Annotated in this window: 17 protein-coding genes, 1 tRNA gene and 4 pseudogenes; 14 read left to right on the top strand and 8 right to left on the bottom strand. The window is 56.9% G+C overall.

What is annotated here, in order from left to right:
- Window positions 1-151: 151 nt before the first annotated feature.
- From C9990_RS09355 to C9990_RS09365, 3 genes are all read right to left on the bottom strand, one after another.
- The gene (locus C9990_RS09355) at window positions 152-1426 is read right to left on the bottom strand and encodes an MFS transporter (RefSeq protein ID WP_106803085.1); all 1275 of its coding nucleotides are present in this window, start codon (window positions 1424-1426) and stop codon (window positions 152-154) included.
- 55 nt (window positions 1427-1481) lie between these two features.
- A complete protein-coding gene (locus C9990_RS09360; RefSeq protein ID WP_106803086.1) occupies window positions 1482-2636 on the bottom strand; it encodes an acyl-CoA dehydrogenase family protein in 1155 nt (384 codons plus the stop codon).
- Between the two features lie 69 nt (window positions 2637-2705).
- Entirely contained in the window at window positions 2706-3575 is an 870-nt protein-coding gene (locus tag C9990_RS09365; RefSeq protein ID WP_065904331.1) for an IclR family transcriptional regulator, read from the bottom strand.
- 250 nt (window positions 3576-3825) lie between these two features.
- On the opposite strand from C9990_RS09365, the gene C9990_RS09370 reads away from it, so the two are divergent.
- From C9990_RS09370 to C9990_RS09380, 3 genes are read left to right on the top strand one after another with little or no spacing between them, the layout of a single operon-like run.
- Window positions 3826-4611, top strand: coding sequence for an enoyl-CoA hydratase (locus C9990_RS09370; protein ID WP_106803087.1), 786 nt, complete (start codon window positions 3826-3828; stop codon window positions 4609-4611).
- Between the two features lie 2 nt (window positions 4612-4613).
- Window positions 4614-6143: a 3-hydroxyacyl-CoA dehydrogenase gene (locus C9990_RS09375; protein ID WP_106803088.1), complete on the top strand. Its 1530-nt coding sequence runs from the start codon at window positions 4614-4616 to the stop codon at window positions 6141-6143.
- 26 nt (window positions 6144-6169) lie between these two features.
- Complete coding sequence (locus C9990_RS09380) at window positions 6170-7402, top strand: CaiB/BaiF CoA-transferase family protein (protein ID WP_106803089.1); 1233 nt, start codon at window positions 6170-6172, stop codon at window positions 7400-7402.
- On the opposite strand, the gene lldD is transcribed toward C9990_RS09380, so the two are convergent.
- A complete protein-coding gene (gene lldD / locus C9990_RS09385; protein WP_106803090.1) occupies window positions 7399-8529 on the bottom strand; it encodes an FMN-dependent L-lactate dehydrogenase LldD in 1131 nt (376 codons plus the stop codon). The genes C9990_RS09380 and lldD overlap by 4 nt on opposite strands.
- A 101-nt stretch (window positions 8530-8630) precedes the next feature.
- Between lldD and C9990_RS09390 the strand changes: the two genes are divergently transcribed.
- The 4 genes and pseudogenes from C9990_RS09390 to C9990_RS32710 form a co-directional block, all read left to right on the top strand.
- The gene (locus C9990_RS09390; RefSeq protein ID WP_065904339.1) at window positions 8631-9527 is read left to right on the top strand and encodes a LysR family transcriptional regulator; all 897 of its coding nucleotides are present in this window, start codon (window positions 8631-8633) and stop codon (window positions 9525-9527) included.
- Between the two features lie 60 nt (window positions 9528-9587).
- Window positions 9588-9663 (top strand) — tRNA-Asn (locus C9990_RS09395).
- Between the two features lie 121 nt (window positions 9664-9784).
- Window positions 9785-10671 (top strand): annotated as a pseudogene (locus C9990_RS09400) (ParA family protein).
- Window positions 10672-10701: 30 nt separating this feature from the next.
- Window positions 10702-10806: pseudogene (locus C9990_RS32710) on the top strand (AcaB family transcriptional regulator); the annotation flags it as partial.
- On the opposite strand, the gene C9990_RS09410 reads toward C9990_RS32710, so the two are convergent.
- The 3 genes and pseudogenes from C9990_RS09410 to C9990_RS33055 form a co-directional block, all read right to left on the bottom strand.
- Window positions 10767-11111: a TIGR03745 family integrating conjugative element membrane protein gene (locus C9990_RS09410; RefSeq protein ID WP_106805617.1), complete on the bottom strand. Its 345-nt coding sequence runs from the start codon at window positions 11109-11111 to the stop codon at window positions 10767-10769. The pseudogene C9990_RS32710 and the gene C9990_RS09410 sit on opposite strands and share 40 nt — an antisense overlap.
- Before the next feature lie 38 nt (window positions 11112-11149).
- Window positions 11150-11389: a TIGR03758 family integrating conjugative element protein gene (locus C9990_RS09415; protein WP_106803091.1), complete on the bottom strand. Its 240-nt coding sequence runs from the start codon at window positions 11387-11389 to the stop codon at window positions 11150-11152.
- Window positions 11390-11462: 73 nt separating this feature from the next.
- Window positions 11463-11711: pseudogene (locus C9990_RS33055) on the bottom strand (RAQPRD family integrative conjugative element protein); the annotation flags it as partial.
- A gap of 732 nt (window positions 11712-12443) precedes the next feature.
- Here C9990_RS33055 and C9990_RS09430 point away from each other — a divergent pair.
- The gene (locus C9990_RS09430) at window positions 12444-14180 is read left to right on the top strand and encodes a dsDNA nuclease domain-containing protein (RefSeq protein ID WP_106803093.1); all 1737 of its coding nucleotides are present in this window, start codon (window positions 12444-12446) and stop codon (window positions 14178-14180) included.
- 57 nt (window positions 14181-14237) lie between these two features.
- Here the strand turns inward: C9990_RS09430 and C9990_RS09435 are convergent.
- Window positions 14238-14711, bottom strand: a pseudogene (locus tag C9990_RS09435) (TIGR03747 family integrating conjugative element membrane protein); the annotation flags it as partial.
- 384 nt (window positions 14712-15095) lie between these two features.
- On the opposite strand from C9990_RS09435, the gene C9990_RS09440 reads away from it, so the two are divergent.
- The 6 genes from C9990_RS09440 (at window position 15096) to C9990_RS09465 (ending at window position 25976) form a co-directional block, all read left to right on the top strand.
- Window positions 15096-16817 carry a ShlB/FhaC/HecB family hemolysin secretion/activation protein gene (locus C9990_RS09440; protein WP_106803095.1) on the top strand — a complete coding sequence of 574 codons (1722 nt, stop codon included), beginning with the start codon at window positions 15096-15098 and terminating at the stop codon, window positions 16815-16817.
- Between the two features lie 33 nt (window positions 16818-16850).
- On the top strand, window positions 16851-24095 hold the full coding sequence (locus C9990_RS09445) for a DUF637 domain-containing protein (RefSeq protein WP_106803096.1): 7245 nt from the start codon (window positions 16851-16853) through the stop codon (window positions 24093-24095).
- The gene (locus C9990_RS09450) at window positions 24095-24373 is read left to right on the top strand and encodes a YrhB domain-containing protein (protein WP_034107737.1); all 279 of its coding nucleotides are present in this window, start codon (window positions 24095-24097) and stop codon (window positions 24371-24373) included. Before C9990_RS09445 ends, C9990_RS09450 begins: the two co-directional genes overlap by 1 nt.
- Before the next feature lie 365 nt (window positions 24374-24738).
- The gene (locus C9990_RS09455) at window positions 24739-25155 is read left to right on the top strand and encodes a contact-dependent growth inhibition system immunity protein (protein ID WP_034107736.1); all 417 of its coding nucleotides are present in this window, start codon (window positions 24739-24741) and stop codon (window positions 25153-25155) included.
- Between the two features lie 79 nt (window positions 25156-25234).
- Complete coding sequence (locus C9990_RS09460) at window positions 25235-25480, top strand: hypothetical protein (RefSeq protein WP_106803098.1); 246 nt, start codon at window positions 25235-25237, stop codon at window positions 25478-25480.
- Window positions 25481-25709: 229 nt separating this feature from the next.
- Window positions 25710-25976 carry a hypothetical protein gene (locus C9990_RS09465; RefSeq protein ID WP_106805618.1) on the top strand — a complete coding sequence of 89 codons (267 nt, stop codon included), beginning with the start codon at window positions 25710-25712 and terminating at the stop codon, window positions 25974-25976.
- The last annotated feature ends 464 nt before the right edge of the window (window positions 25977-26440 follow it).

The raw sequence follows: 26440 nt of genomic DNA on the forward strand, positions 1-26440 counted from the left end.
GAGGTTAGAGCCAGATCCATGCCAATTGGTTTTAACTAAATTAAAAACCCTTATAAATCAATCGCCTTCTTTTCAGGTTAAACCGGCAAGCAAAGACTGACGCCAGTTATTTGGCAAACAAGGGCCGGCGCTGCCACCGGCTCGCTCGGCTTTACTGTTTTTGTGGATCGAACTGTTTATCGCGGATAAACAGCGCCGGGATCACCCCGCAGATAAAGTACGCGCCGCCCATCACCAGAAAGCCCATGCCGATGGAGCCGTGGGATGCCAGGAAACCAATGGCGGCTGGCGCCACGGCGGCACCGATGCGGCCGATGTTGTAGGCCCCACCCACTGCCGAACCGCGAAACTTGGCTTCGAAGCTTTCAGTCATGTAGGTGGCGTTGACGCCATAGGGAATCCCATACAGGAAGCCGAATACCACCAGCATCCACAAGATGTTCTCGGGGCTTTGGAACAGTACGATCACCGGCAGGAAGATCGCGGTGCCCAGCGCACCCACGGCAAACACCGTACGCCTACCCAGGCGGTCCGCCGCCAGGCCGGCGAGGATCTTGCCGAAGATCATCGCTGCGTAGGTGCCGACCATGTAGCTGGTCATCGACTTGAAGTTCATCCCCAGCTCGCTTTCCAGGTACGACGGCATCCAGTTGTTCACGCCGTAGTAGCCGAACTGCAGGAAGCCTGCGGTGAGGGCCCAGAGCAGGAACATGCGGCTGGCTTTTGGATCGCTGAAAATCAGTTTGAACATGCCGTCGGGCTTGCTCTTCTGCGCGAGCCGGGTGCCATCGGCTTTCTGCCGGGCGTGTTCGGCGCGGGCCGTCAGCCAGGCCTGGGGTTCCGGAACCAGGCGTTGCATCAGGACTGCGAGGATCACCGGGATAATCGCCACGTAGAACAGCCAGCGCCAGCCGTGTTCAGGCAGGATCCAGCCGGCCAGCAAGGTGGCGACGATATACCCCACCGACCAGCCCGCCTGCAGCGTGCCGAGGACGGTGGTGCGATAGCGCGTCGGCACGTATTCGGCCATCAGTGTGTTGCACGCCACGTACAGGGCGCCCAGGCCGAGGGAGGCGAAAAACCGCGTGCTCGCAAACTGCCAATAGCTGTGGGTCATGCCCAGGATGGCGGTGCCGACAGAGAACAGCACGATGCTCCACACCACGGTTTTCACCCGACCAAAACGGTCACAGGCCCAGCCGCCGTAGATCCCGCCGATGGCCATGCCGGCCAGGGTGAAACTGCCCAGGCTGCCGGCTTCGACGCTGCTCAGGCCGAACTCGGCTTTGAGGCTGCTGAGGCTGTAGGACAGCAGCATCAGGTCGGCGCCATCGATCAGCAGGCCGAGGAAGCAAAAGATGAATACGATGATCCACAGGTGGTTTTTGGCAGGCGACAACGCGCCCGCCGATGCGGCGACTTCCATAGCGATACCTTGTTTGTAGTTGTTAGGGCATTGGGTATGGGTATTGCGGTGAGTCCTAGCGCTGCGCCGCGCGAATCATGTTGCGGGCGATCACCAGTTGCTGGATTTGCGTGGTGCCTTCATACAGGCGGAACAGGCGCACATCCCGGTAAAACCGTTCGATGGCGTACTCGCTGATATAGCCGGCACCCCCATGAATCTGCACACAACGGTCGGCTACCCGCCCGCACATTTCCGTGGCGAACATCTTCGAGCACGAGGCTTCGGTACCGATGTCCTGGCCTTCGTCGCGTCTGCGCGCGGCGTCGAGCACCATGCAACGGGCGGCGTAGATCTCGGCCTTGCTGTCGGCGAGCATGGCCTGGATCAGTTGGAATTCGGCAATCGGCTGGCCGAATTGCTTGCGTTCGATGGCGTAGTTCAGCGCGTCGTTGAGCATGCGCTCAGCCGCTCCCACGCTGACGGCCGCGATGTGCAGGCGCCCCTTGTCGAGGACCTTCATCGCGGTCTTGAAGCCCACGCCTTCGACGCCGCCGATCAATTGGCTGGCCGGAACGCGCACGTTGTCGAAGATCACATCGCTGGTGTGCGCACCTTGCTGGCCCATCTTGTGGTCGCGCTTGCCCAGCGACAGCCCCGGTGTTTCGCGTTCGACGATAAATGCGCTGATACCGCCCGAGCCGCGAATCGCCGTGTCAGTACGGGCCATCACCGTGAAAATCCCGGCGTGGGGCGCGTTGGTGATAAAGCGCTTGGTGCCGTTGATTACATAGTGATCGCCGTCGCGCACCGCGGTGGTTTTCAGCGAGGCGGCATCCGAGCCCGAGTCCGGTTCGGTGAGACAGAACGAACTGAGCAGCTCGCCGCTGGCCAGCAACGGTAGGTAATGCGCCTTCTGCGTTTCGGTGCCATCGAGCAGGATGCCGATGGAGCCGATACCGTTGTTGGTGCCGAAGTAGGAGCGGAAGGCGGGGGAGGTGCGCCCCAGCTCGAAGGCGATGGTCACCTCTTCTTCCATGGTCAGCCCCAGGCCGCCGTAGGCTTCGGGAATGGTCAGGCCGAACAGGCCCATTTCCTGGAATTGGCTGACGATGTCCGCCGGGATTTCATCGGTCTCGGCGACTTCGTTTTCCCGTGGGATCAGTGCTTCGTTGACGAACTGCGCAATGGCATCCACCAGGATATGAAGTGTTTGCGGGTCTCGGATCATGTGCATTCCTCAGCGGCCCGTTCAGCGGGCCTGTTATCGTCAATCTGCCGAGGCCGCACACCGATCCTGCTAGCGGGTGGCGGCCACGATATTGTTCACCATGTGCTTGAGGCGCGGTCCGATGTCGTCTTCGAGTTTCTCCCGGGAAAGGTGAAAACTCGGTCCGCCACAGTTGAACGCCAGCAAGCCATGTTGTGGGTGCAGCAGCGGTACGGCGATGGCGTTTACATCGCGGTGCCACTCTCCGATCGACATGCAATAGCCGAAGTCGGTGTAGTCCCTGAACGCGCGCTCCAGCCCCTTGCGCAGTGTCGGCCAGTCCTCCAGATGACGCTGGCGGATATGGTCGAGCATGAACTCGCGCTCGTTTTCCGGCATCGCCGCCAGGCAGGCGCGGCCTGCCGAACTCAAGTGCAACGGCAGGCGCGTACCGACCTGGCGGCGCATCGTCATGTTCGCTTCGCCCTGGACCACGTCCAGGTAGACCATGTCCAGGCGGTCCCGGGTGGCCATGGCAACGGCCGCCTGGGCGTACTTGGCCATCGTCTCCATCAACGGGTGGGCCACGGCCCGGATCGACAGGTTCGACAGCATCGCGTAACCGAAGGCCATCACGCCCACATCCAACTGGTACCGGCCTGACTGCGGCAGGTGCTTGAGATAACCCAAGCGGGTCAACGTGTGGGTCATACGGGTGATCGTCGGCTTCGGCAGCCCGGTCTTGCGCGCCAGTTCCTGGTTGCCCAGCACACTTTCGCTGGGCGTGAAGCAGCGCAGCAGTTCCAGGCCACGGGCCAGCGCAGTGACGAACTGGCGGTCCTTGTCTTCCTCCTCATCGTTGTTCATCGGGTCAATCAACACATGCTCGAAAGCGTGGTTGCCAGCCGGGACTTCTGAGCTATCCGGGTCCGCGTTTTGACGGCGCATGTTAAGCCTCATTTTTTTATAAAATCAACAAAACAAAATTCTATTCCGCACAGCGAAACAAAGCAAGATGTTGAGGTTTTCCGACGCTTGCTGATAACACCTGTTTAAACAGCGGGTTAGCGGCTATTTTCAAATGGATTGGGGGTTTTGCGTTTACACCTGCAGGGTCGATACTTATGATCATGGCTAAATACGGAATGTTATTTCGCACAGCGAAACAAGTGACAGGCCGACTAACAAGAACGTTGCAGCAGGAGTGAATGTGACCAGCGCAGACCAACCCGTGGTAACCCTCGACGTCCACGACAACGGCGTGGCCGTGGTCCGTATTCATCGCCCCGAGGTCAAGAACGCCCTGAATGCCCAGGTGCGTGAGGCCCTTGCCGAGCATTTTCGGGCACTCGCCAAACGCCGCGAGGTGCGTGCGATTGTGCTGACCGGTGGCGCGCAGTTTTTTGTCGCCGGAGCCGATATCAAAGAGTTCGCCAGCGCAGGCGCAATCGATATGTATCGACGCCACACCGAGTACCTGTGGGAAGCCATCAGCCGTTGCCCCAAGCCGGTGATTGCCGCGGTCAACGGGTTTGCCCTGGGCGGCGGTTGCGAGTTGGCGATGCATTGCGACCTGATCGTCGCCGGCGAATCGGCGCGGTTTGCCCAGCCGGAGGTCAAGCTGGGCTTGATGCCGGGAGCGGGCGGCACCCAGCGGTTGATCCGCGCGGTGGGTAAGTTCCAGGCGATGCGCATCGCGCTCACCGGGTGCATGGTCGGCGCACGAGAAGCCTTGGCGATGGGTATGCTCAGCGAAGTCGTCAGCGACGACCAGACCCTGCCTCGGGCGCTGGAGCTGGCGGCGCAGATTGCCGCACTGCCGCCCCTGGCAGTCGAGCAGATCAAGGAAGTGATGCTGGCCGGTGCCGACCTGCCGCTGGAAAGTGCGCTGGTACTGGAGCGCAAGGCCTTCCAGTTGTTGTTCGATTCAAAGGACCAGAAGGAGGGCGCTGCGGCGTTCTTCGAGAAACGCACGCCTGAATACCGGGGGGAATAAGCATGACCGACACCCTTAATACGTTGGGCCTGGTGGGCACCGGTGTGATGGGCGCGGGCATTGCGCAGATCGCCGCTCAAGCCGGTGTGGCGGTGCGCCTGTTCGATGCCCGCGACGGCGCTGCGCAAGCGGCCCGCGACAACCTCGGCGCCACGTTTGCCAAGTTGGTGGGCAAGGGCAAGATCAGCCAGGCGGCGATGGATGCGGCGTGGGCCAACGTGCAGGTGGTTGAGCTTATCGATGACCTGCAGCATTGCGATCTGGTGGTCGAAGCCATCGTCGAAAATCTCGACGCCAAGCGCGGCCTGCTGCAACAGCTGGAAGGCATTGTCAGCCCGCATTGCATCCTCGCCACCAACACGTCCTCGCTGTCCGTGACCGCCATCGCCACCGGCTGCCGCTACCCTGAACGCGTGGCGGGCCTGCACTTTTTCAACCCGGTGCCGTTGATGCGCGTCGTGGAGGTCATCGACGGGCTGGCCACGGCGCCGCACGTCGCCACCGCGCTGCTCGCATTGGTTGCACGCATGGGCCATCGCGGCGTGCGCGCCAAGGACACTCCGGGCTTCATCGTCAACCACGCCGGGCGCGCCTATGGCACTGAAGCCCTGAAGATGCTCGACGAGGGCATCGCTGCGCGGGGCGATATCGACCGCATCCTGCGTGACGGCGCCGGCTTCCGCATGGGGCCGCTGGAACTGCTCGACCTCACCGGCCTGGACGTGTCACACCCGGTGATGGAATCGATCTACACCCAGTTCTACCAGGAGCCGCGCTACCGGCCGTCACCGCTGACCCGGCAGATGCTGGTGGGCGGGCGCCTCGGGCGCAAGACCGGGCAGGGTTTCTACCGCTATGAAAACGGTCAGGTGGTGGACGCCCCGCAGCCTCAACCCGTACCGACGGTGCGGCAACAGCCACCGGTGTGGATCGCCACCGAAAACAGCGAAGACCATGCGCGCCTCAGTGCCTTGTTGATCGACCTCGGTGCCCAGCTGGAAAACACGCCACAACCGTCGCCGGAAGCGCTGTGCCTGCTGGCACCTTATGGGCGGGACGCGACCAGCGCGTCGGTGCACTTCGGCACCGACCCGGCGCGCACCGTGTGCATCGATGTGCTGACGGACCTGTCGCACCAGCGCACCCTGATGCAAAACCCCCTGACCTCTGCCGCCATGCGTGATGCCGCACATGCCTTGCTCGCGGCGGATGGAGTCGGGGTGACCGTGATCGGTGACAGTGTCGGTTTTGTCGCCCAGCGCACCCTGGCGATGGTGGTCAACCTCGCCTGCGACATCGCGCAGCAACGGATCGCCACCCCCGCCGATATCGACCAGGCGGTGCAATTGGGCCTGGGCTATCCCAACGGCCCTCTGGCCTGGGGCGATGCGCTTGGCCCGCGACGTTTGCTGACAATTTTGCAGCGCATGAGTGAACTCACTCATGACCCGCGCTACCGCCCCAGCCCCTGGTTGCGGCGGCGGGCGTTGCTGGGGATTTCCCTGCGCCATGAAGAGCCGGCAGTCGGCTGATTTCCCAACCTCACAGGATAAGAACAATGGGTGCATTGACAGGTTTGCGGGTACTGGATTTAAGCCGTGTGTTGGCCGGCCCGTGGTGTGGGCAAGTGCTGGCGGACCTCGGCGCGGAAGTGATCAAGATCGAACGGCCGCAAAGCGGTGACGACACACGCGGCTGGGGCCCGCCGTGGATGAAGACCGACACCGGCGAGTCGTCCGGGCAGGCGTCTTATTACCAGTCCACCAATCGCGGCAAATTGTCGGTGGCTATCGATCTGGCCAGCCCGGAGGGGCAAGAGTTGGTACGGGCACTGGCGGCGAGTTCCGATGTGTTGATCGAGAACTACAAGGCCGGTTCCCTGGCCCGCTACGGCCTGGATTACGCGACCCTGGCCGAGATCAATCCACGCCTGGTGTACTGCTCCATCACCGGTTTTGGCCAGACCGGCCCGCGTGCCGAAGAACCGGGCTACGACTTCATCATCCAGGGCATCGGTGGCCTGATGAGCATCACCGGCGAGCGCGACGATCTGCCGGGCGGCGGTCCGCAAAAAGTCGGCGTGGCCTTTTCCGACCTGATGACCGGCCTGTATTCCACGGTGGCGATCCAGGCCGCGCTGCTCAGCCGCGAGCGCACAGGCGTCGGCCAGCATATCGACATGGCCTTGCTCGACGTGCAGGTCGCGACCTTGGCCAACCAGAGCATGAACTACCTGGCCTCGGGCAAGGTGCCGCAGCGCTATGGCAACGCCCACGCCAATATCGTGCCTTACCAGGTGTTCCGGGCGGCCGACCGCGACTTCATCATTGCCTGTGGCAACGACAGTCAGTTCGTCGCGTTGTGCCAGAGCATCGGCTTGCCGCACCTGCCGGATGACCCGCGCTTTCGCCGCAATGCCGACCGCGTGGCCCACCGCGCCGAGATCGTCGAGTTGCTCTCGGCGCACTTTCTCGGGCGTACGGCCGATGAGTGGGTGGCGTGCATTCATGCCTCGAAGGTGCCGGTGGGGGCGATCAACTCCATCGCGCAATCGCTGGAAGAGCCGCAAGTGATCGCGCGCAACCTGATGGTGAAAATCCCCCACCCGCAGAATCCCGATTTCGCCATGGTCGGCAGCCCGATCAAGATGTCCGGGACGCCGGTGGAATATGTGCGGCCGGCGCCGATGCTGGGGCAGCACACCGACGATATCCTCGGGCAGCGGCTGGGCTTGTCGGCTGAGCAACTGGCGCACCTCAAGGCGCGCGGTATCGTCGAGCAGCAGGGCTAGACCAGGGTGGTGCGGTCGATCTGGTCGATCGAAGTGACGCCGGTCAGGGTCATGGCCACGCGCATTTCCTTGGCGAAGATATCCAGCAGGTTCTCCACCCCGTGCTGGCCATCGGCGGCCAGTGCATAGGCAGTCGCGCGGCCCAGCAGGCACGCCTTGGCGCCCAGGGCGAGCATGCGCACCACGTCCAGTCCGGAACGGATGCCGGAGTCGACCAGCACCGTGAGGTCATCGCCGACCGCATCGGCAATCGGTGGCAGCGCCCTGGCGGTGGACAGCACGCCGTCGAGCTGGCGGCCACCATGGTTGGAGACCACGATGCCATCGGCGCCAAAACTCACGGCGTCCTTGGCGTCCTGCGGGTCGAGGATGCCCTTGATGATCATCGGGCCCTTCCAGAACTCGCGGATCCACTCCAGGTCTTTCCAGCTGATCGACGGGTCGAAGTTGTTGGCCAGCCAGCCAATGTAGTCTTCCAGGTGCGTCGGTTTGCCCAGGTATCTGGAGATATTGCCGAGGTCGTGCGGACGTCCCATCAGGCCCACATCGAAGGCCCATTGTGGCTTGGTGACGGCCTGCAGCATGCGCCGCTGTGCCGCGAAAGGACCCGACATGCCCGAATGCGCATCGCGATAGCGCGCGCCAGGTGTGGGCATGTCGACCGTGAACACCAGCGTGGTGACCCCTGCCGCCTGGGCGCGCTCCAGCGCATTGCGCATGAAGCCACGGTCCTTGAGCACATACAGCTGGAACCAGATCGCCTGCGGGCTCTGCGACGCCACTTCTTCAATCGAGCACACCGACACCGTCGACAGGCAGAAGGGAATGCCCTGCTTGGCCGCCGCTTTTGCGGCCTGCACTTCACCGCGTCGCGCGTACATGCCGGTCAGGCCGACGGGGCTGAGGATCACCGGCATCGCCAGTTCCTGGCCGAACACGCTGGTTTTCAGGCTCAGGTTGTCGACATTGCGCAGGACGCGCTGGCGCAGGCTGATCTCGGCCAGGTCCGAACTGTTCGCGCGCATCGTGTGCTCGGCGTAGGCGCCGCCGTCGATGTAGTCGAACAGAAAGCGCGGCAGCTTGCGTTTGGCGGCGGCGCGGTAATCGGAAGCGGACGAGATGATCATCAACAGTGTCTCCACAAGGCAAGGTGGCTTGAGGATAAGGAAATTTATGGCATGATAAAAACAACTTTTATCACTGGCATCCAGTCGCGAAGGGAATACCGATGAACCTCAGAACACTGCGCGCCTTTGTCGAAGTGGTCCGCCAGGGCGGTTTCTCCCAGGCGGCCGAGGTGGTCTCCCTGACCCAGTCCACCGTGAGCAAGGCGGTCAAGACCCTGGAGGACGAACTGGGCACGCCGCTGCTCAACCGCCTGGGCCACCGCAACGAACTCACCGCCGCCGGCGAAATCGCCTATCGCCGGGCCCTGGTGTTGCTCGCCGAACGCAACGACCTGGTGGCCGAGATCAACGACCTGCGCGGCCTCAAGCGCGGCGTACTGCGCATCGGCCTGCCACCGGTGGGCTGCGGCGTGCTGTTCGCGACCATGTTCGCCACCTACCGCAGTCGCTACCCGGACATCGACATCGAACTCACCGAATACGGCAGCAAACGCCTGCGCGAATGCCTGGAAGCGGGGGAGGTCGACCTCGCCGCCTTGCTGCTGCCGGTGGATGAAGCGTTCGACTACCAGCCCGTGCGCAATGAACCGCTGATGGCGGTGTTGCCCATCAGCCACCCACTGGCGCGGCGCTCACGCATCGACTTCACCGACCTCGCCGATTCACCGTTCATCCTCTTCGAAGCCGGCTTCGCCCTCAACGCCAAGATCCTCGCCGCCTGCGAGCGCAAAGGCGTCACGCCGCGGGTCACCGCACGCAGCGGGCAGATCGACTTCATCGTCGACCTGGTCGCCGCCGGCCTCGGCGTCGCCTTCCTGCCGCGCATGCTGGCGCACAAACACCAACACCCCGGCATCGCCCTGATCCCCCTAGACGAACCCCACACCGACTGGCACATCGCCCTGGCCTGGCGCACCAACGCCCACCTGCCACCGGCAGCCCTGGCCTGGCTGGAACTGGCAAAGGAGCACCGGCTCGCAACCGGTCATCCGGTTTAATCACTTGAAATACCAGAGAAAGCTTGACTTCTCCTTTTCAATCAGTAACATACGGCGCATTCCGCGATAGCTCAGTTGGTAGAGCAAATGACTGTTAATCATTGGGTCCCTGGTTCGAGTCCAGGTCGTGGAGCCAGATCGAGAAAGCCTGCAGAGATGCAGGCTTTTTTTTGCCTTGGATTTCTCCAGGGTGGTCAAAGCGCACAGCGTGACCAGCATGAAGCCGTCTCAAATCTTACGATTCAGAGGGAAGCTCCATGAAAGTCGCTGCAGTCGTTTCAACCAAAGGCGGGCCGGGTAAGACCACGGTTGGCGCCAATTTAGGTGCGTTCTGCGCCGATGCAGGTGTTCGGACCCTGCTCATTGATCTTGATAATCAGCCGTCACTGTCCTCGTTTTACAACCTGTCGCACGAGGCACCTGGCGGTACCTATCAGTTGATCACGAGTAATGAGACTCGGCCTGATCAAATCATTTCTCAAACCATCATCCCTAATCTGTCGCTGATCAAGTCAAATGATCCCTTCAATCTATTGAGTAATTTGTTACTGCACGCTGCTGACGGACGCCTTCGTCTCAAGAATTTAATGCCAGCCTTTGCGCAGGACTTTGATCTGATCTTGATCGATACCCAGGGCGCTCGCTCCATCGTGCTAGAGATGGCCTTGCTGGGCCTCAAGTGGCTATCTCTCCCATCACGCCCGATATGTTGACGGCTCGAGAGTTTCAGCGTGGGATGCTCCAGCTCTATCGTGACCTGGAGCCCTTGGCTGCATTGGGTGCAGTGACACCCGTGTTGAACATCGTGATCAACAAACTGGATGCAACGAATGATGCAAATCTTATCTACCACACGCTGACCGAGACTTTTTCTGATCACCCCAAAATTCAGATGGTCGAGACGACGATTCCCGCTGCGGTGAGTTTTCGCCGCGCTGCAACAGAGGGCATACCAGCGCATCGGCTGGAGTATCGACTCCCGACTCATCGTCGCTCTCCAACCGCTTTTAAAGTTATCAAAGAGCTCTCCATGGAGCTGTTTCCGGAAGGGCGTACGAAGTTTGAGGCGCTTAGCGAGGAACGCTTGAGTCATAACGTTTCCTTCTTATCGAAGAGGGCGGCGCTGGGGAGAGCGGCAGTATGAGCTTGCTTGATTTAGCCCCACCTCATTCGGTTGTCCGATGTCTTTCAATTGAATCTTGGCCCTCTGCGTAGCGCCATGAGTCTCACGCTTCATACTCACCACGCTGCCCGCGTTTGGCATGGTAGGAGGAGAGCGCCCACACCGCAGGTGAGGCCAAATTGGCCCCACGTCTTTTTGCCGCTTTGCACTTCGGAGTAAGCGCCATAAGCGTGGTAGGTGACTCCACAAAAGGCTGCAGCGGCAATCGCCAAGGCGATCAGGCTCACAATATCGAAGCCATGGTTTTGCAGGGTTCGAATGATGCCGTTGCCTTCGCCACGGCTGGGCGCTTCCATCCCAGGTAATGCCGCATAAGTACCGGATGAAATGACGGCGGAGAAAGTCAGGGCGCAAAGCGAAATACGGTGATTGACGCTTTTGAAGAACGGGCGGATCCACATGGTTGCCTCCAAGGGCAGTGGTTGAACGTTGGGCTGCTTCAGTGCAGCAACAGGAACGTGAGCAGGATGTAGATGAGGATGACTTTCAGGGTCAGGCCAACAAACTTGGCTTGAGAGATCTGGCCGGTGGCCCAGCCTCGGTAGCCGCTTGCAAGTGCCCAGGCGGCAAAGAGCAGTGCGCTGGACAGCACGAGTCCTATGAAGAGCGTGGTGCTCTGCTGCGGTGTGAAGCCGCCCATGGCCTGAAAAGCCGTGACCTGTTGCGGACTCATGCTCATGGTTCATCCTGGGTGGATCGCGTGTAGTGTCCGGTGAGTTCGGGAGGGTTTCGTGGTTGAGCGCGGAGGGGTTGAGGTAACTGTTGATGCCGTGGCGGATCAGATCGAGGTCGGCTGAGAGGCGATCGTAATCAAAGGTATACCGAGCGCTTAGGTCCGTGACGTGTGCTTTGGGTGATGAGAGGCGATCTGCAGCGTCGAGTTGATGCAGGACCAGTTTGAGGCGCTGTTGCTCATCAGCACCAGAGTTGGCCAAGGCGGTGAGCGATATGCAGCTTGTGCAGGCGAAGGTTAATAACAACGAATTCAAAGTGCAGGGCATCAATGGCTTCCATGCGCAGTAGAGTTTTTCGAGATTCGCGCAGGGGGGGTGTCGACATTAGAGAAACTGGATTGGGCGCAGAAGCTTTCCGACGGATTCGACATCAAAGCCCTGTCTAATGCTTTGATCCTTCATTGCAAAGATCTGCGATCTGGTCGCCTGGTTATGCGAGGCGCTGGCTAACAAGCTAACAAATAGGAGCTTTAAGGTATCGCTTTTGGCCTGAGTGCGTGCAAGGCGATTGGGCGTTCTCATATGATCCGCCGGCGCTTCTCGCCCATTCCGATGGAGGGGTTCTACTCAGAGTTGTACCACTGACGCGAAAGGAGGCGTTTACGCAGTTGCGAGGTGTGGTGCGGTTTTTAAAGCAGACGGATCCGCATAGCCTCGGTACTGATGCTGATTGAGAGGCAACGAGGTGGGTGGGGTATGCCTTACGAAACCTGGTTGCGCGACGTGATTGAGAATGGGGGGATTTGTGAGTTTTTGGGAGCTAGCAACCTTTAGACAGTCCTCGTCGGATTTTTGAGTCTCTCTCAATATGCTCTTGTTAGGCGAAAATTCTTATGAGTAAATTTTGGGTGGTGAATACAGGGGACCCTTCAATATGGCCTTGATGCGTCGTTAAGGACGCTTCCTTTATGCATTAGTTGCAGAAAGGGTGTTTGGTGTTATTGCCTTGAAATCAAAACGCCACTGCGTCATATTGTAGGTAATTTAGGGGGGATACCGTTGCAATCAAAAAAAAATTCACTTTGTTCAACTACAACCTCGGAGCCTGGGATTCCCAGAGATGTAGCGTCCGAGGTCAGGCGAGCTTACGTTTATCAGAGTGCTGTAGGGTTTGTTCTTATCTGTGGCGCTATTAAAGATGGCAGCTATAAAGAGTTTTGGTTTGAGCACAAAGACGATATTTTAGCTGTAAGGCATGATGGCGTCGTTGATGTGTACCAGGTGAAGACCAAGGCTTCGCCGTCAAAGTGGACCTCCAGAGATAAAGATGTTCTTAAGGCTATTAATAGGTTTGGGCGGTTCGAGGCGGAATATGCGGCGGGTATAGGGAAGTATATTTTTTATTCCAATGTTCCACCATATATTCCTTCAGAAATCTCAGATAATGACGCGAAGAGAAGCACAAGTCTCGTGGTGCTGAGGGATATATTGCTTAATGTTAGTGCGGATGCTTTGCCCAGTATCTACGTAGATGAGCTCAAGAGAGTGTCTGCTTCTACAGAACTTCCCATCGATACTGTCGTTCGCGTTTTACAGAAGCTCGAATTCGTTAAAGGTAGGGGGCTTGAAGAGTTTAAAGATGATCTTACCTCAAATCTTTTCAGCTTACCCAAATTAGACGGGCTTTCAGTTTCATGTCTGAGGCAGATAGCTGAAGCGCTTTTGCAACGAGTTGAAAGTGCGAGTGCGTTGGATTTGCCAGGTTTAGATACTCTTACGTCAGTAATTTCCAATGAAGGTTTACCGATAAAGCTTGTTGAAAATAAGCGGATAACTGTTTCACAGGCAAACACAATCATCAAACGTTTTGTTCTGAAACGAAAATACAAGATGCGTGCAGTATTTGCTGGGCTCATTGCCAGCGCTGTTTTGCTGGTTACGGCTACCGCGTGGGTGTTTTATAAGCCTGAATCTCAAACGTATTTAGAAAGGTCTATTAAAGTATTGACGTCGGCACGTGACGCGTCGTTACCTCCATTATTTGCAGAGTCTGTGTCTGCAGTTCGATCGGCCAAGTTTAGTTTGGAAAGTATAGATTTGGATGCGGCCTCTCTCAGGTGCCAAGATATGTCGAATTTGGATCTAAAGAGAATGACCGCTGTATCGTTAAGGGGGACTGGCGTGATCTTTAATCATTCAAATTTGTATATGGCTAATCTAACACATGGGGAATTAAATACTGGCTCTTACGTGGAGGCGATAGTGGATCACGCCTTTTTTGATGGCTCAAACATGCTCTACTCAAATTTTTCTGACTCTATTTCAAGGTGGGCAAGCTTTAAGGGAACCACGCTTACCGCTTCTGATTTTTCTCGGGCAGACCTTTCGCAATCTGATTTTTCGAAATCTGATCTGTCAATGTCTGATTTCAGACAAACTAATCTTTCCGGCGCAAATTTTGAAGGCGCAGTATTGACGGGTGCAGATTTGAGCGGGTCAGTATTGATAGGTGCTAGAGGGCTGACGCAGACTATGCTTGACGGTGCATGTATTGATAAAAATTCTTTGCCAAAGCTGGATAAGAATTTAAAACCTCCTAGTAAGAAATGTTACAGCGATCAGAAACAGAAAGATGAAAGAATGATTTCTCAGCAAGTGGTGGGATTGATTGGCCAAATGGTAGTAATGGAGGGTTATTGTAAGGCTGGCGAAGTTGTCGCTCGTCCACCCGATGGTCATGGTAGATCTGATCTGGAGTTGCCGTTCTTCGTGCCCCTGAAGCCGATAGTGAATTAATGGGAATAATTTTTCTTAAAATACATTTGTGACGGTGTTTTTATCACCTGGGCAACGTTAAAGGTACTTATTGAAGCTCCCAGCTGAAATACTGATGATGGCGCCTAACGCTGTTGCGGATGGCAGTAGTAACAACATAGGAGGGACTGAAATCGGAAGCGCTGGATAGAGGATCCAGGGCGCGACCAGTAACGGGAAAGTTAGCATTTTTGCTCTGTGGTAGATGAAACCTGATTCGCGACCCGCCCCGAATCTACGTAGGTCGCGACGTACTAATCCATCCACCAGGCCGGTGAAAGCAGCCATTAAAAATAGTGGCAGCGACAAGGTCAGAATCAGCACCCTCGACAGAAAGGTCAGCACTGTGTAGGTGGCGGCCAGTCCATAATTTTCAATCTGCACATAGGCAGTGCCTAGGCGATACTGAACGCCATCACCATTACCGCTGTTCAGCCTGGTCAGTTCAGACGACAGTGTGATCCAGCTAATGATGCCCGTTTTTTCGAAGCACCATTCGTAGGCAAGCCCAAGAGCAACCGTCACATCGTCAAGGACCTATTGGGACATCGAAGCATCGCCACGACCCTTAAGTATGTCCATGTGGATGTTGAGCAGGTAAGGCATGCACTGGAAGCGATGCGGTAGCAGAGTGTGCCGATATCGTTACCTGCACATCTTTGATTGGCGTCGATGTTGGCTGATGCAAGTGACGCTACAGCCGCATTTAAATGAGCAGGCAGGGCAGGAAAAAGATGTTTCACCGACGTAGTCAATGGGGTCCGTAGTGACTTCCAGTCAGTCCATGCTCTCAGTATCAACGCTGAAACAAACTCGTACATTTTATTGACGCCATCAAAACGCCACCATAAGATCGCCGCCAAATTATGGCACAAGGCCATGTAGAGGGATCTAGACATGTGGCGTTCGGTACATCGGACCAGGCTCGGCCTGCTGTCTGCTTTTTTTTGCCTGGGCATAGGCAGCTTGGCTCAAGGCGCAACTCCGCCGAACACGCCAGGCGTTACCGACCTGATCCGCGATCGCCAGGATCGCCTGCTCGAAGAGCAGCAACGCCGCCTCGAAGAACTCAAAGACCTGCCAGGCAAAACCGCCGCGCCAGCCAAGCCATCAGCACCTGCCGACACCCGCTGCTTCCCCATCAACACCATTGAACTCACCGGTGCCGACGCCCTGTCCGAAGGCGAGCGCAACAGCCTGCTCAAACCCTACATCGGCCAGTGCCTCGGTGTGCCGCAACTCAATGAGCTGCTCAAAGTCATCACCGATCATTACTTGGCCAAAGGCCTGGTCACCAGCCGCGCCTACTTGCCTCAGCAGGACCTCTCCAGCGGCAACCTGAAAGTCCAGGTGATCGAAGGCCGGTTGGAAGGCATGAAGGGCGAAGAGGGCAGTGGCATCACCGATCGTCAACTGGCCATGAGCTTCCCAGGCAAAACCGGCGACTTGCTCAACCTGCGCGAAATCGAGCAGATGGTTGACCAGTTGAACCGTCTGCCCTCGAACCAGGCCCAGATGGAGTTGGCGCCCGGCAAAGAAGTGGGCGGCAGCGAAGTGCTGGTCAAAAACACCCCGCAGAAACCCTGGCGCGTCGGCCTGTCGCGCCACAACGGCGGCCAGCGCGCCACTGGCGAGCAGCAGTGGGGCGCCAGCCTGGATTGGGATAATCCACTCGGTCTGGCCGATCAATTGTCGCTGCGTGGCGGCCACGATGCGGTCAGTGACCACCAGAAAACCTCGCGCAACTCTATGCTCAATTACAGCCTGCCGTTCGGTTGGTGGAACCTCAATTACAGCTACAGCGAAACCGAATACCGCTCACTGGCCCAAGCCAGCGGCTTCAACTTCAAGCAATCGGGCGATAGCCAGAACCATCAGTTACGCCTGGAACGGGTTATTCACCGTGACGCCCTGAGCAAAACCTCCCTCAACACCGGCGTTGCCTACCTGCGCACCAACAACTTCATCGAAGACAGCAAGCTCGCCCTGAGCAGCAACCGACTGAGCGAAGCGCAGTTCGGCATCAACCATGGTCGACGTATTGGCGGTTCGTTCCTCAACATCGACCTGGGCATGCAGGATGGCATCGGTGCGTTCGACGCCCAGGCCAATCACAACCCACGCCCCGGCCAGGCCGATGCGCGCTATCGCAAATACACCGCCACGCTGAGCTACCTGTACCCATTCAAGCTGTGGGGCGAGTCGTTCAGTTTCAGCAGCCTGATGACCGGCCAGCGCAGCGAAGACGTGCTGTTCAGCCCACAACGCATGAGCCTCGGCGGGCAGTCTTCGATTCGAGGCTACAAGGACCAGAGCCTGGCCGGTGATAGCGGCGGCTATTGGCGCAACGACCTGCGTTGGAGCCGCCCGGTGACCTGGGCCTGGATGCAGCCGGTGTTCAGCGAGTACGGCACCAGCCTTGGCTACGACCAAGGCGTGATCAGCCATGGCCGCTACAACGCCGAGCAGCATGGACGCATGAGCAGCAACTCCGTGGAGCTGTTTGCACGCGGCCAAAACGTCGCCGCCACGGTGACTTTTGCCCACTCTTTGGAACGACCGGGGCCGATCACTGAACGTGAAGCGCCGATCTATTTCCGCCTGGATTTCTTCCTTTAAATTTTTACCGCCCTTCGGGCATCGAGACATCACATGGACGTTCGCCAGTTTGCCTTCCTTGCGCGCCAACCTTCTGCGGCCCTGAAAAATCGTTCCAACTTCTTGGGGCTGCCCAAACGCGGGTTGGCATTGGTGCTGGCCAACGCCATGTTCTGGCAACCGTTGTTGGCGCAAGCGGACGGCATTGTGGTCAGTGCACCCGGCACCGGCCTGGGCCAGGCCGCGAATGGCGTGCCGATCGTCAATATCGCGGCGCCCAATGGCAGCGGGCTGTCGCACAACCAGTTCAAGGACTACAACGTCGGCGCCAACGGGCTCATCCTCAACAACGCGACGAATCGCACCGAGTCCACGCAGTTGGGCGGGATCATCCTTGGCAACTCGAACCTCAACGGTCGCGCCGCCAGCACCATCCTCAATGAAGTCAATGGCGGTAGCCCAAGCCAGTTACGCGGCTACACCGAAGTGGCGGGGCAGTCGGCGCATGTGATCGTCGCCAACCCCTACGGCATCACCTGCAACGGCTGCGGGTTTATCAACACGCCGCAGGCGACGCTGACCACCGGTAAAGCAGTGATTGAAAACGGCCAGGTCGGCCGCTATCAGGTCGATCAAGGCAGCGTTTCCATCGAAGGTGCCGGGCTCAACGTCAATAACATCGATCGTTTCGAGATCATCACCCGCTCGGCCAAGATCAATGCCGAGATCCAGGCCAAGAACCTGACGATCATCGCCGGCGCCAATGACGTCGATGCCAAGACCCTGAAAACTACGGCACGTGCCGCTGACCCGGCGACCGCCCCTCAACTGGCCATCGACTCTTCGGCGTTGGGCGGTATGTACGCCGGCGCAATCAAGCTGGTCAGCAGCGAAGCCGGCGTAGGCGTGAAGCTCGACGGCAAGATGCTCGCCAGTGGCGGCGACATGCAGCTGGATGCCAATGGTCATTTGAGCCTGGTACAAGCCACCGCCGCCGAAGCGGTTGTCATCAAGGCCCAGAGCCTGGATGCCCAGGGCAAGATCTACGCCGGCACCCGCGTTGAAGCGACCACCCAAGGTACGTTGACCAATCGCAGTGCCATCGCTGCCCAAGACAGCGTTGCGCTGACCAGTGCGGGTCAGCTTGAAAACCTGGGCATGATCGAAGCCGGTGTCACCCCGGAGAACACCCGCAACCAGACGGGTGACGTGATGCTCACCGCCAAGCGCATCGACAACCGTGGCCAAAGCGTTGTCGCCAGCCGCGACCTCAAGGCCACCGCCACGGAAGCGCTCGACAACCGGGCGGGTACGCTTTCAGCCAACACCCGCCTGACGCTTGACGCGCAGGATCTGGACAACCGTGGCGGCACCTTGACGGGGCAGGGCGCGGTCAAGACCAACCTCAGCGGCACACTCGATAACCGAGACAAAGGCACGCTCGCCAGCGGCGGCGAGCAAACGTTGAACGCGGCGGCGGTAAAAAACACTGATGGCGTGATCAGCAGCCAGGACACGCTCGGCCTGGATGTAGCCAGCCTCGACAACACCAGCGGCAAGATCACCGCCAAAAACACCCTGACCCTTGATGGCACGACCATTGAAAACGCCAAGGGTCAGATCACCAGTCAGGGAGACATCCTCGCCACGGCCAAAACGTTCAGCCAGCAAGGCGGCAAGTTGATCAGCCAGGGCCAGCTCACGCTGGTAGCCGACACTCTTGATAACAGTCTTGACGGCTACATCGCGTCCGCCAATGCCATGAGCCTTACGGCCCACCAGCAATTGATCAACACCGGCAAAGGCATTATCAGCACCCAGCAGGGCCTGACGATCAACGGCGGTGCGGTGGACAACACCACCGGCAGCCTGCTCAGCCAGCGCGGTATTACCGCTACGTTGAGCGAGGGGCTCAACAACCGAGACGGTAGCGTCATCACGCAAACAGGCGACCTCACTATTGATGCCGATAGCGTCGATAACCGTGGGGGAGTTTTGGCGAGTGTCGCGGGCAAGCTCAAGACCACCCTGGCGTCTGTATTGGATAATGGCAAGTCGCTCAACATTTCCGGCGAGGCAGGGCTGATTCAGGCTCAGTCGCTCGACCTCGGTGCCCAGCAGGCCGTGCTCAACAACGGCGGCCAAGTGTCTGCCCTGAATGGCGATGCCCTGATCACCACCGCCACCCTCGACAACCAAGGCGGCGCCTTGCTGGCCAAGCAACAGCTGGTGGTACGCGCTCACGACCTCAACAACACCCAAGGCCGTGCGGCCGCCGACGCCATCGACTTCGGCCTGACCGGCGTACTGAACAACCAGTCAGGCCTGGTCGAAGGCTCCAGCGGTTTGTTGATCGGCGCCGCCTCCATCAACAACCAGAACGGCAAGTTGCGTTCCCTCGGCCAACAAGGCACCGCCAGCGTGGCCAGCCAGCAATTGCTGGATAACCAGAGCGGCATAATCGAAGCGGCTAACCATGACGTCTCGTTGCGCATGGCCAGCTTCAACAACACGGATGGCAATATCCAGCACGTCGGCACTGGGACCTTTGGCGTCGACCTGGCGAAGTTCAGCAATATCGGCGGAAGCGTTGCCACTGCCGGCACACTGACCGTCGATGCCGCGACCTGGGACAACAGCACCGACGTTCAAGCTGATGTGCTCAACGTCACCGTAGGCCAGTTCAACCAGGCAGCTACCGGCAAGCTAGCCGCCAGCCAGAGTTTCACCGGTAAGGGCGACACGTGGACCAATGCCGGGCGCATCACCAGTGGCGGGGCGTTCTCCCTGACCGCGACCAACGTCATCAACACCGGTACCCTCGGTGGTGCCGGCAAGGTGGATCTGAACGCCGAAGCTGTACGTAACGACCGCGGCCTGATCTTCAGCGGCAGCGACATGGCGTTGCGCTTCAAGAACCTGACCAATTACTACGCCGATATCTACAGCCTGGGCGGCCTGAGCATGATGGCTCGCGACGGTGTGGCACGCAGTGCGTCGTTGGAAAACATCTCCAGCCATATCGAAGCCACCAACGATGTGTTGGTGCGCAGCGACAACGTGATCAACCGCAAGGACGTGTTCAGTACGGTCGACGAGGCGGTGTCGGGCTACCTCAGCGTGACGTGCTACGACTGCGGTGGTGATCATCACAACGTCGACTACGTTGCACATGAAGTCTCCAAGAGTGTGGTGGCAACGGATTCCGCCAGCTCTTCAATTCAGAGTGGTGCCAAGCTGACTGTCGACGGGTCAAGCGTGCTCAATAAATACAGCACCATGGCCTCGGGTGCCGACCTGGTGATCACCGCTGATAACTTCGCCAACATCGGCGCGACTACCGGCACCAGCACGCGTACACGTACCTGGAACACAGGCCGCATAACTGACGGTACCGATGACCGCTTCCGTGCGAACTGGATCTACCCCTACAACGCCCAACCCAACCCCAAGGTATTGCCGGTTGGCGCACTCAACTCCTTCAGCCTGGTAGGTGATACCACCACCGTGACCCCGGGCGACCCGATCGCCTCGGTGATTCAAGCGGGCGGTAACATCAGCATCCAGGCGACCCAACAGCTGGAAAACAGCAGCATCGTACAGTTCGCGCCGCCTACACCGGTTTCGGACAAAGGCGGTGCTACTGCGGTGACCAAACCCGCCGTGGTCGTGCTGAACCCACAGCTACCACCTGACCTGGCACAGCAACAAGTCAACCCGACCAACCTGCCGGGCTTCACATTGCCGAGCGGTACGAACGGCTTGTTCCATGTGGTCGATAGCGCCGCTGCAGCCAAAAACATCCAGGACCTGAGCAAGGCCAACATCCAGGGCTCGGACGCCAGTCGCGTGTTTGTTGGCCCTAAATACCTGGTCGAAACCAACTCTGCCTTCACCGACCTCAAGCAATTTATGAGTTCGGATTACCTGTTGGGCAAACTCGGTTACGACCCTGAAACCAGTTGGAAACGCCTGGGTGACGGCCTTTACGAACAACGCCTGATCCAACAAGCCGTCACTGCCCGAACCGGCCAACGTTTCATCGCTGGCCAGACCACCGATGAAGGCATGTTCAAGTACCTGATGAACAACGCCATTGCCAGCAAGGATCAACTCAACCTTTCCGTGGGTGTAAGCCTCACCTCCCAACAAGTCGCCGCACTGACCCACGACATCGTCTGGATGGAAGACCAGGTGGTCAATGGTGAGCACGTGTTAGTGCCCGTGTTGTACATGGCCCAGGCGAACAACCGCCTGACGGCGGATGGCGCGCTGATTCAAGGCAAGGATGTGACGCTGATTGCCGGTGCGGATTTGAAGAACGCCGGGACCTTGCGCGCCAGTGAAAGCCTGTCGGCAGCGGCGGGTAATAACCTGGTGAATACAAGGCTGGTCGAGGCTGGTGAAAAGCTCAAGCTGGTCGCGGGCAAGGACCTGGTGAATATGCAAGGCGGCATCCTCAAAGGCAAGGATGTTGACCTGAGCACGTTGACCGGCGATATCCGCAACGACCGGAGCATCACCACGATTGAAAACAGTGGAAAAGGGTTCAGCTCCAAGACTGCTGTTGTGGATAGCGCTGCGAGCATTGAAGCCGGAAACAACCTGACGATGCATGCCGCTCGCGACCTGCTGAATGTGGGCGGGGCCATTACGGCAGGCAAGAACGCGGAGTTAAGCGCGGGTAATGATGTGGTGATTGCGGCGGCTCGCGAAGAAACCGGGTCGATGCGTCAGGACAAACGGCATTTTTGGGAACAAAGCCAGACGGTGCAGCATGCCAGTGAGATCAAGGTCGGTGGGGATCTCGATGTTGTGGCGACGAATGAGCTGACGATGGTCGCCAGCCATGTCAAGGCGGGGAGCGACGTCAACCTGTCTGGCAAGGATGTGAACCTCCTGGCGGCTGCCAACGAAGAATCAAGTGAGTACCGCTATAAACGCAGCGGCAAGAAGATCAATCAGGATGAAGACCATATTCGGCAGCAGGGTACGACGATTGATGCCAGTGGAGATGTAAACGTCGCTGCGCTGAACGACGTGACAATGGTGGCCAGCAAAATCAACGCCGGTAATGAGGCGTATCTGGTTGCCGGTAACCAGCTGAATTTACTGGCTGAGCTCAATCGCGACTACTCCCTTTATGACATGACCAAGAAAGGCAGTTGGGGGAGTAACGCGGCGAAACGGGATGAGGTGACGCAGCACACAAACGTCGGCAGTGAAATCAAGACGGGCGGCAATCTCACGCTCAAGAGTGGCGGCGATCAACGTTATCAAGTGGCAACCCTGGACAGCGGCAAGGACCTGACGCTGGATAGCGGTGGCCGCATCGTGTTTGAGGGTGTGAAGGATTTCCACGATGAGAGCCATACCAAGAGCAAGGGTGACTTGGCTTGGTACAAGATGAAGGGCGAAGGAAAGACCGACGAAACTCTGCGCCAGAGTGCTCTGATTGCCCAAGGAAAACTGGTTATCAAAGCTGCTGACGGAATTCGTATTGACATTAAGCAAGTCGATCAGCAGAGCGTGAGTCAGACCATCGATGCAATGGTTCAGGCGGATCCCAACCTCGCCTGGATGAAACAGGCAGAAGCACGTGGGGATATCGATTGGCGTCAGGTCAAAGAGATTCACGATAGCTTCAAGTACGAGTCCTCAGGATTGGGTGCGGGTGCCAAAATTGCTATCGCAATCTTGATGTCCTTCATCCTCGGCCCAGCAGGCCTTGGTCTGCAGGGAGCCAATCTGGCTGTGGCGACCAGCCTCGGGACCACTGCGGTTACGAGCACCATTGATAACAAGGGCAACCTTGGATTGGCGGTGAAAGAGACGTTCAGCGCGGGTAGCCTTAAGAGCGCCGCAATTGCAGGATTCACTGCAGGTTTCCTTGATTATGCCGACGAGAAATGGTTCACCGCCGCCGATGGGGCGGGTTCCGCCGCACAGGGGATTCAACCCACCGATGGTTCGGCGTTAAGTGCGGCTAATCCTTCCAAAGATATCTTTCGTTGGAGCAATGCGACGGATGCGGCAACTCGTACCGTTGGGCGGGCGCTTATCTCTAGCGGGGTGTCCTCGGCCATTGGTGGAGGCAGTTTCGGCAGCAACTTCAGCGCCGCATTGATGGGTGAGGCCGGCAATATGGCCATGGCCTCCGGCTTCAACTGGATCGGTGATAACGCCATTCGTTTTCCAGACGGAAGCGTCCAAAAAGTGGTGGCTCACGCGATTATGGGGGGCTTGTTGGCAGAGCTGACCGGCAGCGACTTCAAGACAGGTGCTGCGGCTGCCGGGCTCAATGAAGTCTTGGTTAGCTCGATGGGGGACCTGGGCCGGGATAATAAACAGCTGAGGCTGGTTCTATCTCAATTGACCGGCTTGGTCGCTGCAGCAGCAGTGGATGGCGATTTGGATAAAGGTGTTGCCATCGCCAAAAGCGCCACTCAGTACAACCATGATCTTCATGAGACTGCTGCGAAACAGATGGCCGAGCAGGCTCTGGATCATTGTCGCGACAACCCACAGCTATGCGACTTGGGCATCGACTTCAGTAAGTTGACGGTCGACGACGTTGTTCTTGCCATGCGTGTAGAGGGCGCTCATGGAAAGGGGATAGAGAACGTCAAACCTGAAGCGATCGACTTCGTTGACGGCTTTATGTTCTCAAGAGCTCCTGACCTTCGTAACGTGTTGTACACTGAAACGGAGTCTGAGCGGAGCCGGCTTGATGACGAAAATAAGGCGACTCTTGCGCTTTCGGTCATCAGTCTCGGGAATGCGGTTCGCAATTTTGGTAATTTCTTACAAGGGTTGGTAAGGGCCACCCCCACAGGCGTGCCTGTCATTAAAGCAGCAGATGAACTCGCAGCAAAAACTGCAGGTTCTGCAACCTCAGAGACTGCGGGTTCGATAAAAAATGTAAATCCTGGTTTTCCTGAGGCTGGGCGGACCCATAATTGCGTAAATTGCTCCATTGCAACTGATGCTACATTAGCGGGTAACCCTGCATCTGCACTTCCAATTTTTTCAAAAAATGGTGTCCCTCTGACGGTACTGGAGAAGCAGTTCGGAACTAAGTTTGGCTCTGTCGTAAGCTCTGAAAAAATTGCTCAGCAGATGTCAGCGTCAGGAGCAGGGGCTAGAGGTATCGTCTTTGGTTCGTACGGTCCTGGCCAGCCTGGACACGTATTTAACGTGGTCAATCAGAACGGAGTGGTTCGCTTTTTGGATGGGCAGACAGGAAAGGTAGCAAATCTTGCACCCTACAAAACCCTGCAATTATTGAGGACTAATTGATGATTCTTTATGAGGACGCACTAAAGAAGGCTTTGGAGTATCTGCAAGGTTCAGAGGTGGCTTTGGGTATATCGCATCAGGAAGAGTTTTCTGGTGGCTGGCTCTTTTGTTTTCAAACAGAGGAATATCTCAAGACAGGAAATCCCTCTGCGCAATTGGCAGGTAATGGACCTTTCATTATCGATAAAGATACTGGTGAACTGCATTTTTTTGGAACAGATTCCTCACCAAGTGAATATATGGAGAAATACCTGCAGGATAAAAAGAATTGTATTTGAATTTTCGTAAATAAATGCATTTTGAAAGGAGAGAGTTTGAAGGGAGCTGTTTGGACGGCTCCCTCGCTGCGGAACAATTACGAATGGATTAAAGTTCTATGATTGTTGGAGCTTCTGTTCCATATGTGTGAATGTGGACAGAATACTCTCTACCTCAGACTATTGCTCAGAGATCGGCCGAGGCCTATTCGATTGCTGCGTAGCTTGAGTGATAAATAAATCTGTCCCCATTGCTCCAGAGGCTGCTCTTGGTCGCAAGATGGATGCGGGCGCTCTTGCCATTGGCGGCAAGGACTTGGCGGAAAATACTGTGGGGTAAATGGTGTCTGACCCTGAGGCATCCATGCTTTAGATGGTGCTGGAATATGAAAAAGACATTCCGTGATATTGACGAAAGTAAAGGTTTCAAATGGGAGCTCGGACCTGACCCCTCAGCTCTGGAGTTATGGCATATGTCTATATTAGATACCCCGATTTCGGAATTGGAAATTGGGGGCCTGTGTAGGGCTGTTAGGCAGGAGATGTATATTTCGAGGTTGCTACCCATGGTAGTTTCTGAGTTAGATAAAGATGTATTGGTTGGGTATTGGGATGATGCAGAGCTACTGAAGTTAACTTCAGAGCTGTCCGGCTCAGTTTGGGGGCAGTATGCTGTACTCGCCGAGAAGATGCTTGATATCCTCAGTAGAAATAAAGAAGTGCTTGCAGAAGATTTAAGCGCTGTCGCCTATGCTACAGAATTAGAGCATAAGCTTCTTGTTGCTCTTGGCGATCAGAGATAAAGTCGTAAGAATAAGGGGGGCGTTTGGACGGCTCCCTAGCCGCGGAAAAATTGAGGGTGTACTAAAGTCGAAGCGGTAAATGGGGTCTGACCCTGAGGAGTCTTTTGAAAGCGCCTATGAAGAGTTTGGTGTGATTGCAGTGAAATCATCTGCTCTTAAGAAGGATTTCGAGATGTATCTAAATGCTAATTTTATTTCTATGCGAGAACTGCGTGAGTTGGCTTCCGGCTCATTGATCGAAGCTAGAATCGCAAAGGCTCTAATTGATTCTTATGATAGTTTAGAGGGCGAATATGGCCGAGAGAAAAGTTTAAGAAAAAAGTAATTCACTGTCTTCTGGCACGAATGGCCGGCATTCATGACTTGGGGCAGAAACAACGATAATGTTTTGAGATATGGAAAAGTAACCCCCAATGGACCAGGTGGGTATGTGGTTCAGTACGACCTTGGGAAGGTCATCGGGACGGATAAAGCTGGGAACGCAGTCAAATCCATCCATGTGAATGTTCGCGATGGTGTCATTCACACTGTGTATCCCTATTAAGGGCTGGTTGATGAATATGAATGTTATAGAGCGATTTGTGCAGCAGGAATTAGATGCTCATGTTAGAGGGGGGCTACAGAGCGCCATTGACGAGAAGCGTAGTTCTGAGAACGTCTATAAACGAGAGTTTGAATTCAATAGCTTTGATGTGGTTTTGGACTTTTCAAGAGAAATGGTGATTGTGCAAGACGTTTTGATCGCTGGCGAAGATGGTGAACAGGAAGTCTCTATGTCAGACTTCATTGATGTTTGTAATTTGAAAGGATTAGACCAGTAGGTCGTGCGGAAGTCATTATGCCTATGGGCTTGGATGCTGTAGTTGTCAGCGGTTAATATTCCAGATGTATATTTTTTGTAGTTGATGGTCTTGCCGGTGGCAGCAATAGGACCCGCGCGATGGAGTTGACTAGCTTTTTTTGATGCGATAGTGGATGACGCTGAAAAGATATTTCTGGCCGGAGACTGGCCGAAAATTCCCGACATTTACAGCGTTCCAAAAGAGTATGGCTATGCCGATGCCAAGGAAAAACGGCCTGGGTTAAGCTAGAAGGATAAGGCTCCCATTGGCTGCAAAAATGTGCACACAGATAAGTTCGAGAAAGTAGATCATTGAGACGCCTCGTCTCCGGGTAGCTGACAACGACCGTCTCCTTTTCTTACAGATCATTAATTTGCACAGCTTTGACAAGCCAACCCAACCCGACTAACTTTCCTGGCGTGACGCATTCATGCGAATCACGC

The organism is Pseudomonas sp. S5D5 (assembly GCF_003013355.1).
Taxonomy (GTDB): domain Bacteria; phylum Pseudomonadota; class Gammaproteobacteria; order Pseudomonadales; family Pseudomonadaceae; genus Aquipseudomonas; species Aquipseudomonas aylmerensis.

Bases quoted from the DNA above. Each gene is read 5' to 3' on its own strand.
- C9990_RS09410 (WP_106805617.1), bottom strand. From the start codon at position 11,111: ATGTGGATCCGCCCGTTCTTCAAAAGCGTCAATCACCGTATTTCGCTT.
- C9990_RS09355 (WP_106803085.1), bottom strand. From the start codon at position 1,426: ATGGAAGTCGCCGCATCGGCGGGCGCGTTGTCGCCTGCCAAAAACCAC.
- C9990_RS09380 (WP_106803089.1), top strand. From the start codon at position 6,170: ATGGGTGCATTGACAGGTTTGCGGGTACTGGATTTAAGCCGTGTGTTG.
- lldD (WP_106803090.1), bottom strand. From the start codon at position 8,529: ATGATCATCTCGTCCGCTTCCGATTACCGCGCCGCCGCCAAACGCAAG.
- C9990_RS09365 (WP_065904331.1), bottom strand. From the start codon at position 3,575: ATGAGGCTTAACATGCGCCGTCAAAACGCGGACCCGGATAGCTCAGAA.
- C9990_RS09465 (WP_106805618.1), top strand. From the start codon at position 25,710: ATGAATATGAATGTTATAGAGCGATTTGTGCAGCAGGAATTAGATGCT.
- C9990_RS09450 (WP_034107737.1), top strand. From the start codon at position 24,095: ATGATTCTTTATGAGGACGCACTAAAGAAGGCTTTGGAGTATCTGCAA.
- C9990_RS09390 (WP_065904339.1), top strand. From the start codon at position 8,631: ATGAACCTCAGAACACTGCGCGCCTTTGTCGAAGTGGTCCGCCAGGGC.
- C9990_RS09455 (WP_034107736.1), top strand. From the start codon at position 24,739: ATGAAAAAGACATTCCGTGATATTGACGAAAGTAAAGGTTTCAAATGG.
- C9990_RS09440 (WP_106803095.1), top strand. From the start codon at position 15,096: ATGTGGCGTTCGGTACATCGGACCAGGCTCGGCCTGCTGTCTGCTTTT.
- C9990_RS09445 (WP_106803096.1), top strand. From the start codon at position 16,851: ATGGACGTTCGCCAGTTTGCCTTCCTTGCGCGCCAACCTTCTGCGGCC.
- C9990_RS09375 (WP_106803088.1), top strand. From the start codon at position 4,614: ATGACCGACACCCTTAATACGTTGGGCCTGGTGGGCACCGGTGTGATG.
- C9990_RS09460 (WP_106803098.1), top strand. From the start codon at position 25,235: ATGGGGTCTGACCCTGAGGAGTCTTTTGAAAGCGCCTATGAAGAGTTT.
- C9990_RS09360 (WP_106803086.1), bottom strand. From the start codon at position 2,636: ATGATCCGAGACCCGCAAACACTTCATATCCTGGTGGATGCCATTGCG.
- C9990_RS09415 (WP_106803091.1), bottom strand. From the start codon at position 11,389: ATGAGCATGAGTCCGCAACAGGTCACGGCTTTTCAGGCCATGGGCGGC.